This window comes from Pseudomonas sp. KBS0710, assembly GCF_005938045.2.
Lineage (GTDB): Bacteria > Pseudomonadota > Gammaproteobacteria > Pseudomonadales > Pseudomonadaceae > Aquipseudomonas.
The window spans coordinates 6,396,011-6,408,790 of record NZ_VCCF02000001.1; the positions used below are offsets into that span (position 1 = coordinate 6,396,011).

Sequence of the window (12,780 nt, forward strand, 5' to 3'; positions counted from 1 at the left end):
GCAGGCAAGCCCGCTCCCACAGGGGATTGGTGGTGTGGCTTATTTTTTTACCAGGGCCGAGCACGCTGCCTTGTAGGCCTCGTGCTGATACTTGTTCAGCGTCGAGGGCAGCTCAAAATCGTGCTTTTTGTTCTGCGCATTGATGGTCTGCGGCGAGAGCAATGTCACCTCAACGCCGTCGAGCAACTGAAACACCCCTTCAATCTTGAACGTGGTCGGGCCACCGGCGAACTCGCCTTTTTTGCTGCGCTTCTTGATCGCGATGCGGGTGATGGCGTTTTCTTGCACAAACGCCTTCACTTGGGCGGCGAAGGCTTTGACGTTGGCCGCTTCATCGTCGTCTTCAAGCGCGATTTTCTTGGTGGCCAGCGCCACATGGGTCAGCGCCTGGTTGTCTTGGGAGGCGACGGCGATGATGGCTTCGCTGCCTTTGATTTCGATGCCGCAGATAGTCATGCAAGAGCCTTGTTTCAGAGAGAAAGTGACGGGATTGTCGCTTATTCCTGCCCAATCGACTCCAAAAACTCCGACCGCTCATCACTCATTCGCGCCAGGCAGTCGTTCTGTTGAATCGCGTAGTCCTTGCTGCCATTCACCGCCGGGAAGGTGTCCACCGCGCAATCGGCATCACGCAGTTTCTCCCATTTTTGCTGGGCATCCTTCAGACGAGCGGTAATGTCGGCCAGTTGCGACTTGTTGCTGCCATAGGTCGAACCCATGCGTTCCAGCAAACCCTGGTAGTTATCCTTGAGCAATTGCTCGGCGGTGGTTTTGTTGTAGGTGGCGCATTCCAGGGTTTGTTTGTCGTTTTCGATGCCATCGCAAGGCGTGCTGTCGGTGTCTTCGGCCGCGTGGGCGGTGGTTGCGATGAGTGCCAAAGCCAGGAAAATCGATTTCATTGCGCCGTCTCATATCAGGTAATGAGCAAATTCTGGCTCAAGCGTGGGACAAAGAACAGCCACCCGTCAGAGATGTCATGTAGGCCTTTGTCGCTGATTGACGCTTTCGGCAATTCCCCTGTCGTTTTTGCACCCGGCTCTGTCGGCCCCTGAGCATATGCTGGCCCCAAAGCGCCGGCAGACGATTCGGCGCATGAATCGCCAATAAGGGGACGCCTGATGAGCCCAGCCGAGTTGCACGCCGACAGCATCGTTATCGACGGTCTGATTATTGCCAAGTGGAACCGCGACCTGTTCGAAGACATGCGCAAAGGTGGCCTCACCGCCGCCAACTGCACGGTGTCGGTATGGGAAGGCTTCCAGGCCACGATCAACAACATCGTTGCCAGCCAGACCCTGATCCGTGAGAACAGCGACCTGGTTATCCCGGTGAAAACCACCGCCGACATTCGCCGTGCAAAAGAGCAGGGCAAGACCGGCATCATCTTCGGCTTCCAGAACGCCCATGCGTTTGAAGACCAGTTGGGCTACGTCGAGATCTTCAAGCAGCTCGGCGTGGGCGTGGTGCAGATGTGCTACAACACCCAGAACCTGGTCGGCACCGGCTGCTACGAGCGTGACGGCGGGCTGTCGGGCTTTGGTCGCGAAGTCGTCGGCGAGATGAACCGTGTCGGCATCATGTGCGACCTGTCCCACGTCGGCTCCAAAACCAGCGAAGAAGTCATCCTCGAATCGAAAAAGCCGGTGTGCTACTCCCACTGCCTGCCGTCGGGCCTTAAAGAGCACCCGCGCAACAAGTCCGATGAAGAACTCAAGTTCATCGCCGACCATGGCGGTTTTGTCGGCGTGACCATGTTCGCGCCGTTCCTGGCCAAGGGCATCGATTCGACCATCGATGACTACGCCGAAGCCATCGAATACACCATGAACATCGTCGGCGAAGACGCCATCGGCATCGGCACCGACTTCACCCAGGGCCATGGCCAGGATTTCTTCGAGATGCTGACCCATGACAAGGGCTACGCCCGCCGCCTGACCAGCTTCGGCAAGATCATCAACCCGCTGGGTATCCGCACCGTGGGCGAGTTCCCCAACCTCACCGAGACCCTGCTCAAACGCGGCCACAGCGAGCGCGTGGTGCGCAAGATCATGGGCGAGAACTGGGTCAACGTCTTGAAAGACGTCTGGGGCGAATAAGCCACCGCATTTCTCCCCGACCGTTCGCGTCGGGGCATACCTGAGAATTTTCTGGAGTTAAGTTTCCATGGCCAAAATCGCCCCGCAATTGCCTATCGAAGTCGACAGCGAAACCGGTGTCTGGACCTCCGACGCCCTGCCAATGCTGTACGTGCCACGGCATTTCTTCGTCAACAACCACATGGGCATCGAAGAAGTGCTGGGCGCCGACGCCTACGCCGAGATCCTCTACAAGGCCGGCTACAAATCCGCCTGGCACTGGTGTGAAAAAGAAGCTGAGTGCCACGGCCTGGAAGGCGTTGCAGTGTTCGAACACTACATGAAGCGCCTGTCGCAACGCGGCTGGGGCCTGTTCAAGATCCAGGACATCGACCTCGACAAAGGCACCGCCAGCGTCAAGCTCGAGCACTCGGCGTTTGTCTACGTGTACGGCAAGGTCGGGCGCAAAGTGGACTACATGTTCACCGGCTGGTTTGCCGGTGCCATGGACCAGATTCTGCAAGCGCGCGGCAGCCAGATTCGCACTGTCGCCGAGCAAGTCTACGGAGGCTCCGAAGAGGGCCACGACGACGGCCTGTTCACCGTCAAGCCGTTGTAAGTCGAGGAACCGTGCCATGGCTTTCGAAGCAATGTTTGCGCCGATCCAGATCGGCAAACTGACCATCCGCAACCGCGTGCTCAGTACCGCCCACGCCGAGGTGTATGCCACCGACGGCGGCATGACCACCGACCGCTATGTGAAGTACTACGAAGAGAAAGCCAAGGGCGGTATCGGCCTGGCGATCTGTGGCGGCTCCTCGGTGGTGGCCATCGACAGCCCGCAGGAATGGTGGAGTTCGGTGAACCTGTCCACCGACCGCATCATCCCGCACTTTCAGAACCTGGCCGACGCCATGCACAAGCATGGCGCCAAGATCATGATCCAGATTACCCACATGGGCCGTCGCTCGCGCTGGGACGGCTTTAACTGGCCAACCCTGATGTCGCCGTCCGGCGTGCGTGAGCCGGTGCACCGCGCCACCTGCAAGACCATCGAGCCGGAAGAAATCTGGCGCGTGATCGGCAACTACGCCAGCGCCGCCAAACGCGCCAAGGCCGGTGGCCTGGACGGTGTGGAACTGTCCGCCGTGCACCAACACATGATCGACCAGTTCTGGAGCCCACGGGTCAACAAGCGTACCGACGAATGGGGCGGCACCTTCGAGGGCCGCATGAAGTTCGGCCTGGAAGTGCTCAAAGCCGTGCGCGCCGAAGTCGGTGACGACTTCTGCGTGGGCATGCGCCTGTGTGGTGACGAGTTCCACCCGGACGGCCTGTCCCACGAGGACATGAAGCAGATCGCCAAGTATTACGACGACACCGGCATGCTCGATTTTATCGGCGTGGTGGGCTCGGGTTGCGACACCCACAACACCCTGGCCAACGTGATCCCCAACATGAGCTACCCGCCGGAGCCGTTCCTGCACCTGGCGGCCGGTATCAAGGAAGTGGTCAAGGTTCCGGTGCTGCACGCGCAGAACATCAAGGACCCGAACCAGGCCACACGCATTCTGGAAGGCGGCTATGTGGACATGGTCGGCATGACCCGTGCGCACATCGCCGACCCGCACCTGATCGCCAAGATCAAGATGGGCCAGATCGACCAGATCAAACAGTGTGTTGGCGCCAACTACTGCATCGACCGTCAGTACCAAGGGCTGGACGTGCTGTGCATCCAGAACGCCGCGACCTCCCGTGAATACATGGGCGTGCCGCACATCATCGAGAAATCCACCGGGGTCAAGCGCAAGGTCGTGGTGGTGGGTGCCGGCCCCGCCGGGATGGAAGCCGCGCGCGTAGCGGCCGAACGTGGCCACGACGTGACCTTGTTCGAGAAAAAAGAATTTATTGGCGGGCAGATCACTACAGCCTCCAAAGCCCCGCAGCGTGATCAGATCGCCGGTATCACGCGCTGGTTCCAGCTGGAGCTGGCGCGTTTGAAGGTCGACCTGCGCCTGGGCGTGGCGGCCGATGCCGCCACCATCCTCGACCTGCGCCCTGACATTGTGGTGCTGGCCGTCGGCGGGCATCCGTTTATCGAGCAGAACGAGCATTGGGGCGCCGCTGAAGGTTTGGTGGTGAGCAGCTGGGACGTGCTCGACGGCAAAGTGGCGCCGGGCAAGAACGTACTGGTGTACGACACCATCTGCGAGTTCACCGGCATGTCGGTGGCCGACTTCCTGGCCGACAAAGGCAGCCAGGTGGAAATCGTTACCGACGACATCAAGCCTGGCGTGGCGATTGGCGGTACGTCGTTCCCGACCTACTACCGCAGCATGTACCCCAAAGAAGTGATCATGACCGGCGACATGATGCTGGAAAAGGTCTACCGCGAGGGCGACAAGCTGGTGGCGGTGCTGGAGAACGAATACACCGGCGCCAAGGAAGAGCGTGTGGTTGACCAGGTGGTGGTCGAGAACGGCGTGCGCCCGGACGAGGCCATTTACTACGGCCTCAAGGAAGGCTCGCGCAACAAGGGCCAGATCGATGTTGAAGCCTTGTTCGCGATCAAGCCGCAGCCGTGCTTGAGCGAGGCGGGTGACGGGTACTTGCTGTTCCGCATCGGTGACTGTGTGGCGCAGCGTAATACCCACGCCGCGATCTATGACGCCCTGCGCTTGTGCAAGGATTTCTAGGCAACCACCGAACCACTGTGGAAACCGGTCAATGTGGGAGCCGGGCTTGCCCGCGATGCAGGCGACTCGGTCTTGAGTGACACCGAGGCGATGCCATCGCAGGCAAGCCAGCTCCCACCTTTATCCGGTTCCCATGCAAGACCTGTGTGGTCTTTGGGAGCTTCACCATGTTGAACACCTTGCTTCCTATTCTCTTGTTTGCTGCCCTGGGCCTCGCCGCCCTCGGCGCCCTGCGCCGGGTGAACATGTGGCGCCGTGGGCGTGCTTCCAAGGTTGACTTGCTGGGCGGCCTGCTGGCCATGCCCAAGCGCTACATGGTCGACCTGCACCACGTGGTGGCCCGCGACAAATACATCGCCAACACCCACGTCGCCACCGCCCTGGGCTTTGTGCTGTCGGCGTTGCTGGCCATTCTGGTGCACGGTTTTGGCCTGCATAACCGTATCCTCGGCTATGCGTTGCTGCTGGCCTCGGTGCTGATGTTTGTCGGCGCCACCTTTGTGTATCTGCGTCGGCGTAACCCGCCATCACGTCTGTCAAAAGGCCCGTGGATGCGGCTGCCGAAAAGCCTCATGGCCTTCTCGGGGAGCTTCTTCCTGGTGACCTTGCCGGTGGCCGGGATTCTGCCCGCCGACTTCGGCGGCTGGCTGCTCGCGACACTGTTGAGCGTGGGCGTGCTGTGGGGCGTGAGCGAAATGTTCTTCGGCATGACCTGGGGCGGGCCGATGAAGCACGCTTTCGCCGGTGCCCTGCACCTGGCCTGGCACCGCCGCGCCGAGCGTTTTGGTGGCGGCCGCTCTACCGGTTTGAAGCCGCTCGACCTCAGCGATAAAACCGCGCCATTGGGCGTGGAAAAACCCAAGGATTTTACCTGGAACCAACTGCTCGGCTTCGACGCCTGCGTGCAGTGCGGCAAATGCGAAGCCGCGTGCCCGGCGTTCGCTGCCGGCCAGCCGCTGAACCCGAAAAAACTCATCCAGGACATGGTCGTCGGCCTGGCCGGTGGCACCGATGCCAAGTTCGCCGGCAGCCCGTACCCTGGCAAGGCCATCGGCGAGCACGGCGGCAACCCGCACCAGCCCATCGTCAACGGCCTGGTCGATGCTGAAACCCTGTGGTCGTGCACCACCTGCCGCGCCTGCGTGGAAGAGTGCCCGATGATGATCGAGCACGTCGACGCCATCGTCGATATGCGCCGCCACCTCACCCTGGAAAAAGGCGCCACGCCGAACAAGGGCGCCGAAGTCCTGGAAAACCTGATCGCCACCGACAACCCCGGCGGCTTCGCACCGGGCGGTCGCCTCAACTGGGCGGCGGACCTGAACCTGCCCTTGGTCAGCGAAAAAGGCAGCGCCGACGTGCTGTTCTGGGTCGGCGACGGTGCTTTCGACATGCGTAACCAGCGCACCCTGCGCGCCTTCGTCAAAGTGCTCAAGGCGGCCAAGGTCGACTTTGCCGTGCTCGGCCTGGAAGAACGCGACAGCGGCGACGTGGCTCGCCGCCTGGGTGATGAGGCCACGTTCCAACTGCTGGCCACACGCAACATCCAGACCCTGGCCAAGTACAGCTTCAAGCGCATCGTCACTTGCGACCCGCACAGCTTTCACGTGCTGAAAAACGAATACGGCGCCTTCAACGGTAACTACGTCGTGCAGCACCACAGCACCTTCATGGCCGAGTTGATCGGCGAGGGCGCGCTGAACCTGGGCCAGCACAAGGGCAGCAGCGTGACCTATCACGACCCGTGTTACCTGGGCCGCTACAACGGTGAATACGAGGCGCCGCGCCAAGTGCTGCGGGCATTGGGCATCGAGGTCAAGGAGATGCAACGCTCGGGCTTCCGTTCGCGCTGCTGCGGTGGCGGTGGCGGTGCGCCGATCACCGATATTCCCGGCAAGCAGCGCATCCCGGATATGCGCATGGACGACATCCGCGAAACCGGCGCCGAGCTGGTGGCCGTGGGTTGCCCGCAGTGCACCGCGATGCTTGAAGGTGTGGTCGAGCCACGGCCACTGATCAAGGACATCGCCGAACTGGTGGCTGACGCGTTGCTTGAAGACGCTACGCCTGCCAAGGCCCCCAATAAGCGTGAACCTGCGGAGGTGCACTGATGAGCGACATTATCCGCCGCGACCCACGGGCCGAATGGATCGCCCGTAACCGCCTGCACCCGCTGCACGCCGCCATGCAGCCGGTGCAACACAGCTGGATGGGGCCGAACGGCGTTATCCGCAAAAACGTGCATGGCGTGGGGTTTATCGGCCCCAACGGCATCAAGCGTATCGACCGCAGCGGCGCCCAGCAGGGCGGCGCGGCCAAGCGTACGGCAGCGGTGCAAGTGCAGTTGCCGCTGCATCAGGTGCCAGCGCCGGCGTTCTACATCAACGTGGTGCCGGACATGGTCGGTGGCCGCCTGAGCAGCCATGACCGCGATTTGCTCGGCCTGGCCCGGCAACTGGCCGGCAGCGACGGCGCGGTAGTGGCCGTGGTGTTTGGCGAACACAAAGAAAGTGCTTTTGCCACGGCGGGCGTCGATCGCCTGCTGGTGCTGGAAGGCCACGAGTTCGAGGGTTATTCACCGGAGCAACGCGTCCAGGGCTTGCGGGCTGTGGATAACCAGTTCAACCCACGCCATTGGTTGTTGCCCGACAGCCGCAGTGGCGGCGGCGAATTGGGCCGGCGTTTTGCCGCGAGCCTCAAAGAGCGCCCAGCCACACGTGTCTGGCAGATCAAGGGCGAAGAGTGCATCGGCCGCGCCGGTGCTGGCCAGCAGGATCTGGCCCGGCCACTGCCGCGCCTGATTCTGGCAGCGGTGGAATGCGCCGAGCCGGTCAGCGAAACCCGCCACGAAGCCTTGCCCGTGGAGTTATCCACAGCCCTGGCGCGCAGCCTGCCGCGTATCGAGGATCTCGGCGCAGTGGCGGTGGACCCTGGGGCGATTCCGATGGCCGAGGCGGAGTTTATTTTCTCTGGCGGCAATGGCGTAAAAGATTGGGCGTTATTCCACCAGACCGCCGCCGCCCTGGGCGCCACCGAAGGCGCTTCACGGGTAGCAGTGGACGATGGCTTTATGGCGCGTGATCGCCAGGTCGGCGCCAGCGGTACCTGGGTCACGGCACGGGTTTATGTGGCTGTGGGTATTTCCGGGGCGATCCAGCACCTGCAAGGCATTGGTGCCTGCGACAAGGTAGTGGCGATCAACCTCGACCCTGGCTGCGACATGATCAAGCGTGCCGACTTGTCGGTGATCGGCGAAAGCGCCGCGATTCTGCAAGCCTTGATCGAGGCGGTGCAGGTGTACCGCAACGGCGCCAAGCGCGATGCGGCTTAAGGACATGACCATGACCACGAATGTAATCAGCTTGGTGTCCATCGGCGCCCACCCGACCTCCGGCCGCCCACGCCGCGCCGAGCAAGATGCCCGCGCTGTCGAACTGGGCCTGCAGCTGGCTGGGGATAGTTTGCAGGTGCTGCATGCCGGTGACGTTAACGAGCCGACGTTGCGCAGCTACCTGGGCATGGGCCTGCCGCAGTTGCAGGTGCTGGAACAACCGGCGGGCAGCGATGCCTTGCCGGTGCTCAGTGATTATCTGCGTGAGGCCGGGGCCCAGGTGGTGCTCACCGGCAGCCAGGCGGAAACCGGCGAAGGCTCGGGCATGTTGCCGTTTCTGTTGGCCGAGCAATTGGGCTGGCCGTTGATCGTCGGGCTGGCGCAAGTGGAGTCTATCGACGGCGGCATTGCCCATGTGCTGCAAGCGTTGCCGCGCGGGCAGCGGCGGCGCCTGAAGGTGCGCCTGCCGTTTCTGGCAACTGTGGATAACGCCGCGCCCAAACCACGGCAAAGCGCCTATGGCCCGGCGCAGCGCGGTGAACTGGCGGCCCATGAGGTCGAGGTTGAACACGATGAGTTACTCACAGGTGCGTTGCTGCAACCGGCCAAGCCCCGGCCCAAGCGCCTCAAGGTGATCAAGGCCAAGAGCGGCGCCGATCGGATGAAGGCGGCGACTGCCAAGGCCAGCGGCGGCGGTGGGCAGGTGCTTAAGGGGCTTAGCCCTGAAGCGGGCGCGGAAGCGATTCTTAAGCTACTCATCGAAGAAGGCGTGGTGCGCTAAAGGATTACCCACAATCCCTGTTGATCCACCTGTGGATAACCTGTTCGCGGTTGTCCACACCCCTGTCTAATCAAGCCCTGCAGCCCTCTGTACGAAAAACAACCAGGCTAACTGACGGTTTTTGCTTGGGTTTTTTCCTGGGTAAGTTTGAAACCATGCACAAACTTGCCCCCAAAGTCTGTTGGCGCTTCTGTGGATAAGATGTTCGCTCTCGGCTGGGAGCCTTGTAAATAAAGGCTTTCAGTGACTTGATCAAAATATGATCAATTTGCCTGGTTGGCTCGCTGAAATCCCTGAATGCCCCGATTTATGAAGGTTTGAGGTGGTTTTCCACAAGGCTGGCTAAGTTGCCCCCAAAGTCTGTTGGTGCTTCTGTGGATAAGGTGTTCGCGTACCGCTGTAGGCCACGTATTCAGTGGCTTTCAATATATTGTTCAATAAGTGATCAGGTGTGGCTAAAACCGCACGACTTGAATAAGTCACGGATTTTCTTCAGTTAATTTCGAGGGTTGAGCACACTTGCCCACAATTGCTGTGGGTGGGTTTGTGGATAAGTTGTTGGGCGAAGGCTGAAGGGTAGGGTGGCAAAGGGCTGTAAGGGTTCTGATCAATTTTTGAACAGTCAGCTGATCCAAATGTGGGAGCGGGCTTGCTCGCGAAGGCGGTGTATCAGTCAATTCATTCATTGCTGAACCACCGATTTCGCGAGCAAGCCCGCTCCCACAGTTTGATCTTGGGTGTGTCAGTTACTCGTGCGCTGCCACACCCTTGAGGTAAGGCGCAGGCGCCGCGCCCAGGTTGTTCAGCAGCCGCTCGCTGTACCAATCGACAAAGTTCACCACGCCAAACTCATAGGTCTTGGAGTACGGGCCTGGCTGGTACGCGGTGGAGTTGATCCCGCGCTGGTTCTCTTCGGCCAGGCGGCGGTCCTGGTCATTGGTGGCGTCCCAGACCTGGCGCATGCGGTCCACGTCGTAGTCCACACCTTCCACGGCGTCCTTGTGCACGATCCACTTGGTGGTGACCATGGTTTCCTGGGCGCTGATCGGCCACACGGTGAACACGATGATGTGGTCGCCCATGCAGTGGTTCCACGAATGCGGCAGGTGCAGGATGCGCATCGAGCCCAGGTCCGGGTTCTTGATGCGGCCCATGAGCTTGGCGCAGCCTTGTTTGCCGTCCAGGGTCATCGACACCGTGCCTTTGAGCAGCGGCATGCGCACGATGCGGTTACGCAGACCGAAGCTGGCGTGGGCGTAAGGGATCTTTTCGGCGTCCCACGCAGCGGCGGAGGCGGCAACGTGGTCCTTGAAGGCCTGGTCGGCACGCGGGTCGGTGACGTCGTCCCATTCCAGCAGGGTTTTCAGCAGTTCCGGGTGCGATGCGTTGCAGTGGTAGCACTCGCGGTTGTTTTCCAGCACCAGCTTCCAGTTGGCCTTTTCGAACAAGGTGGTTTGAATCGCCACCTTGGTGTTCTCCATGTCGTAGGGTTCCATGTAGTGGTTCAACGTCGACAGGAAGTCATCGATGGCCGGCGGGTTTTCGGCCAGGCTGATGAAGATGTAACCGCCGGCGGTTTTCACGTTCACGGGCTTCAAGCCGTACTGCTTCATGTCGAAGTCGGCGCCCATCTCGGTGCCGGCGAACAGCAGGCGGCCGTCCAGTTCGTAGGTCCACTGGTGGTAATGGCAGACGAGTTTGGCAACCTTGCCCTTGTCGCTGGTGCACAGGCGCGAACCCCGGTGGCGGCACACGTTGTGGAAGGCATGCACCACGCCGTCGGCGCCACGGATCACGATGATCGGGTTCTTGCCGATTTGCAGGGTGATGTAGTTGCCCTTGGCAGGGATCTCGCAGGTCATGCCGGCGATCAACCACTCTTTCTGGAAGATCTCCTGCATGTCGATATCAAACAACCGCTCATCAGAGTAGAACGGCTGCGGCAGCGAAAAAGTGCGCTCGCGCTCTTGCAGCATTTGCGCGGTGGCCTTGCGTGCGGGTTCCAGCGGATCGCCCAAGCTTAAGGTTGCGGTGACGTCCATCGTGTGTGTCCTCATGGCCATTCTGTGTGGCCGGCGAAAGTGGCTAATCAGGTTTTGCAGCAAGGCGTAAAGAAAGCGTCGTTGTTGGGAGCGAGTGTGGGGCCGCCGAACACCAGAACCTTGTCCATTAACGACATGGCCCACTCTGATCCCGACGCGCAAGCCCCGTGGTATGGGGGCTGGTCGCGATAAGTATGTGAATGTCGCAGATAGGTAAATGGGCGGTTGCGGCGTTACGCAGAATCGCCACCATAAAGCCGAGCATCGGCAGTGGAGAGCAAGCATGTCCAACAATTTCCTGAACCCGGTAACCACCCAGACCTGGGCCAATGGTCGGCACATCGTCCGTTGCGTCAAAGTCATCCAGGAAACCTGGGACGTGCGCACCTTTTGCTTCATGGCCGACCAGCCGATTCTGTTCTTTTTCAAGCCGGGGCAGTTCGTCACCCTGGAGCTGGAGATCGAAGGCCAACCGATCATGCGCTCCTACACCATTTCCAGTTCGCCGTCGGTGCCGTACAGCTTCTCGGTGACCATCAAGCGCGTGCCGGGCGGGCGGGTTTCCAACTGGCTGCACGACACCCTGCATGAAGGCCAGGAGTTGGCGGTGCACGGGCCGGTCGGGTTGTTCAATGCCATCGACTTCCCAAGCCCCAAAGTGCTGTACCTCAGTGGCGGCGTCGGCATCACGCCGGTAATGTCCATGGCGCGCTGGTTCTACGACACCAACGCGAATGTCGACATGACCTTTATCCACAGCGCCCGCTCGCCCAAAGACATCATTTACCACCGCGAGCTGGAGCACATGGCGTCGCGGATCGACAACTTCAGCCTGCACCTGATCTGCGAAAAACACGGGCTGGGCGAGCCCTGGGCCGGTTATCGCGGCTACCTGAACCACAAGATGCTGGAATTGATGGTGCCGGACTTTCTTGAGCGGGAAGTGTTCTGCTGCGGCCCTACGCCGTACATGAGCGCGGTGAAACGCCTGCTGGAGGCCGCCGGCTTTGACATGACGCGCTATCACGAGGAATCCTTCGGCGCCACGCCGCCGGAAGCCCGTGCCGATGCGGTGGAACAGGCCGAGCAAGCGGCTGATGCACCAGAGGTCGACCTGGCGGACCTGCACCAAGTGGAATTTATCGCCTCCGGCAAAAGCATTCGTGTGGCACCGGGCGAAACCGTGCACGCGGCTGCGGCCAAGCTTGGCCTGCTGATACCCAAAGCCTGCGGCATGGGCATTTGTGGAACCTGCAAGGTGATGAAGCTGGGTGGGGAGGTCGAGATGGACCACAACGGCGGGATCACCGAGGAAGACGAAGCCGAAGGCTACATCCTCTCGTGCTGCAGCGTGCCGAAGGGCGACGTGCGCATCGAGTTCTAATCTCTCAATTGGGCACAGTCCAATGTGGGAGCGGCGGTGCGACGATTCGACTTGCTCGCGAAAGCGGAGTGTCAGTCACTGATGATGGTGTCTGATGCATCGCCTTCGCGAGCAAGCCCGCTCCCACCGTTGTTAACGGTTACTGGGCGTAGACATGCACGACAAAGTGCTGGCCTGATGCTGTCAATTCATAGGCTTTGTCGTAGATCCTCAGTGTCCTCGATGGTTCGCGGATGGTATCGCCGACGTTGGCGATCTTCCGGAATTCATCCCAGTCGATGACGGTGGTGCTGATAGTGCCGTCGATTCTGAGGTTATTGCCGTCGCATTGATATTCCATAGGTTAGCTCTCTGCTGGATTTCCGTTTCCGGCCGATTATTCGGCAGGCAGTTGTTCCCGAAAGGTGGCCGCTGCAGCGGCGTTTTCCTTTCGGGTTCCAAGAGGCTAGTCGATGAAAATGGGCTGTGATG

The 12,780-nt window shown here is 60.7% G+C and carries 11 protein-coding genes; 7 read left to right on the plus strand and 4 right to left on the minus strand.

Annotated features, from left to right (window positions below):
• Positions 1–39: 39 nt before the first annotated feature.
• Complete coding sequence (locus FFI16_RS29210; RefSeq protein WP_138813538.1) at positions 40–456, minus strand: DUF3010 family protein; 417 nt, start codon at positions 454–456, stop codon at positions 40–42.
• Positions 457–497: 41 nt separating this feature from the next.
• Complete coding sequence (locus tag FFI16_RS29215; protein ID WP_138813539.1) at positions 498–899, minus strand: lysozyme inhibitor LprI family protein; 402 nt, start codon at positions 897–899, stop codon at positions 498–500.
• A 219-nt stretch (positions 900–1,118) separates the two neighbouring features.
• On the opposite strand from FFI16_RS29215, the gene FFI16_RS29220 reads away from it, so the two are divergent.
• From FFI16_RS29220 to FFI16_RS29245, 6 genes are all read left to right on the plus strand, one after another.
• Positions 1,119–2,096, plus strand: coding sequence for a dipeptidase (locus tag FFI16_RS29220; protein WP_138813540.1), 978 nt, complete (start codon positions 1,119–1,121; stop codon positions 2,094–2,096).
• 67 nt (positions 2,097–2,163) lie between these two features.
• Positions 2,164–2,694 carry a DUF5943 domain-containing protein gene (locus FFI16_RS29225; RefSeq protein ID WP_034116150.1) on the plus strand — a complete coding sequence of 177 codons (531 nt, stop codon included), beginning with the start codon at positions 2,164–2,166 and terminating at the stop codon, positions 2,692–2,694.
• Between the two features lie 16 nt (positions 2,695–2,710).
• Positions 2,711–4,771 (plus strand): dimethylglycine demethylation protein DgcA, encoded by a 2,061-nt coding sequence (gene dgcA, locus FFI16_RS29230; RefSeq protein ID WP_138813541.1) that lies wholly within the window; start codon positions 2,711–2,713, stop codon positions 4,769–4,771.
• Positions 4,772–4,938: 167 nt separating this feature from the next.
• Positions 4,939–6,882 (plus strand): dimethylglycine demethylation protein DgcB, encoded by a 1,944-nt coding sequence (gene dgcB / locus FFI16_RS29235; protein ID WP_138813542.1) that lies wholly within the window; start codon positions 4,939–4,941, stop codon positions 6,880–6,882.
• Complete coding sequence (locus FFI16_RS29240; RefSeq protein WP_138813543.1) at positions 6,882–8,102, plus strand: electron transfer flavoprotein subunit alpha/FixB family protein; 1,221 nt, start codon at positions 6,882–6,884, stop codon at positions 8,100–8,102. The genes dgcB and FFI16_RS29240 overlap by 1 nt, the downstream gene beginning before the upstream one ends.
• Before the next feature lie 10 nt (positions 8,103–8,112).
• Positions 8,113–8,883 (plus strand): electron transfer flavoprotein subunit beta, encoded by a 771-nt coding sequence (locus FFI16_RS29245; RefSeq protein WP_138813544.1) that lies wholly within the window; start codon positions 8,113–8,115, stop codon positions 8,881–8,883.
• 746 nt (positions 8,884–9,629) lie between these two features.
• Here FFI16_RS29245 and gbcA read toward each other — a convergent pair.
• The gene (gene gbcA / locus FFI16_RS29250) at positions 9,630–10,925 is read right to left on the minus strand and encodes a glycine-betaine demethylase subunit GbcA (RefSeq protein ID WP_138813545.1); all 1,296 of its coding nucleotides are present in this window, start codon (positions 10,923–10,925) and stop codon (positions 9,630–9,632) included.
• Between the two features lie 283 nt (positions 10,926–11,208).
• On the opposite strand from gbcA, the gene gbcB reads away from it, so the two are divergent.
• The gene (gene gbcB, locus FFI16_RS29260; RefSeq protein ID WP_138813546.1) at positions 11,209–12,309 is read left to right on the plus strand and encodes a glycine-betaine demethylase subunit GbcB; all 1,101 of its coding nucleotides are present in this window, start codon (positions 11,209–11,211) and stop codon (positions 12,307–12,309) included.
• A 139-nt stretch (positions 12,310–12,448) separates the two neighbouring features.
• Here gbcB and FFI16_RS29270 read toward each other — a convergent pair whose 3' ends face one another.
• Positions 12,449–12,649 carry a hypothetical protein gene (locus FFI16_RS29270; protein WP_138813547.1) on the minus strand — a complete coding sequence of 67 codons (201 nt, stop codon included), beginning with the start codon at positions 12,647–12,649 and terminating at the stop codon, positions 12,449–12,451.
• Positions 12,650–12,780: the final 131 nt, after the last annotated feature.

Coding starts and splice junctions, on each gene's coding strand:
- FFI16_RS29210 (WP_138813538.1), bottom strand. CDS start 456: ATGACTATCTGCGGCATCGAAATCAAAGGCAGCGAAGCCATCATCGCC.
- FFI16_RS29215 (WP_138813539.1), bottom strand. CDS start 899: ATGAAATCGATTTTCCTGGCTTTGGCACTCATCGCAACCACCGCCCAC.
- FFI16_RS29220 (WP_138813540.1), top strand. CDS start 1,119: ATGAGCCCAGCCGAGTTGCACGCCGACAGCATCGTTATCGACGGTCTG.
- FFI16_RS29225 (WP_034116150.1), top strand. CDS start 2,164: ATGGCCAAAATCGCCCCGCAATTGCCTATCGAAGTCGACAGCGAAACC.
- dgcA (WP_138813541.1), top strand. CDS start 2,711: ATGGCTTTCGAAGCAATGTTTGCGCCGATCCAGATCGGCAAACTGACC.
- dgcB (WP_138813542.1), top strand. CDS start 4,939: ATGTTGAACACCTTGCTTCCTATTCTCTTGTTTGCTGCCCTGGGCCTC.
- FFI16_RS29240 (WP_138813543.1), top strand. CDS start 6,882: ATGAGCGACATTATCCGCCGCGACCCACGGGCCGAATGGATCGCCCGT.
- FFI16_RS29245 (WP_138813544.1), top strand. CDS start 8,113: ATGACCACGAATGTAATCAGCTTGGTGTCCATCGGCGCCCACCCGACC.
- gbcA (WP_138813545.1), bottom strand. CDS start 10,925: ATGGACGTCACCGCAACCTTAAGCTTGGGCGATCCGCTGGAACCCGCA.
- gbcB (WP_138813546.1), top strand. CDS start 11,209: ATGTCCAACAATTTCCTGAACCCGGTAACCACCCAGACCTGGGCCAAT.
- FFI16_RS29270 (WP_138813547.1), bottom strand. CDS start 12,649: ATGGAATATCAATGCGACGGCAATAACCTCAGAATCGACGGCACTATC.